Here is an 817-nt window from a genome sequence, read left to right on the forward strand (position 1 = left end):
GGGGCCGGGCTCCTGTCTGCCGGGGATCCTAATTGGGGCCTCCGTTGGAGTGAAACCGCCGTCACCCAGCAACGACAAGACGGACCCCACAATGATGCTGGGGGGGGTTACAGGAACCTTTCTACAGGGTCTGATTTCCTGCTGTGCTGTCAGGCGCTTGGTATTACCAACCCAACTTGGAGGCCGCTTGTGCGATATACGGAGTATACCCTCCCGGCAGTTGGATCGCCGAAAGGAACGTGGCCCTTCCCGGATTACGCATTTTCGCATCCATTCAAGTCAGACCTAAATGGAATGGATAATGCCGTAGAGCCGTGGGGAATGAGGCTGTGGCGCAAGCATTGGACAACCCTTAAGCCTCTTCCCCAGATTGGAGCCTGATGATGCCGACATATCGTTACTGGCAGAGGGACGCTGGCCTGTCCTCCAGCAAACTCACGACCTCCACCGCTCTCGCGTCGCTAATGTCGGGGCGAGGATATAGCGTCCGTATGCTGCACCCCCTTTCCGGGGAGTATACCACTCAAGGTGGCATAACCCCCGGCATGCTGGACCACGACCCATACCCTTCGATCAAGGATGGCGTTCCATACCTTGAGATGGACGGCTGGGTCTATGGGCTGGTCGGGGATACGCAGATCAACAGCAAGCAAAGGCCGGTGACCTTCTCCGGCCCCGCTCACGCGAGTCTCAATGGTATGGCGGTCGAATTCCGCCTCGTCGGCGATGGGGGAGAGGTTGTTACTGGCTGGGTGCCCGCGGGCACGATCAGTAGCGGTGGGTGGAGCGTGACGCGGACTGTCCCGGCCACAAACCA

Annotated in this window: 1 protein-coding gene; it reads left to right on the plus strand. The window is 59.2% G+C overall.

Features of this window, described 5'->3' with window-relative positions; genetic code table 11:
- Positions 1 to 545 precede the first annotated feature (545 nt).
- Positions 546 to 817, plus strand: a 272-nt coding sequence (locus CG51_RS20495) for a hypothetical protein (protein ID WP_169742258.1), incomplete at its 3' end; no start/stop codon positions are given.

This window comes from Haematobacter missouriensis (genome assembly GCF_000740775.1).
GTDB lineage: Bacteria > Pseudomonadota > Alphaproteobacteria > Rhodobacterales > Rhodobacteraceae > Haematobacter > Haematobacter missouriensis.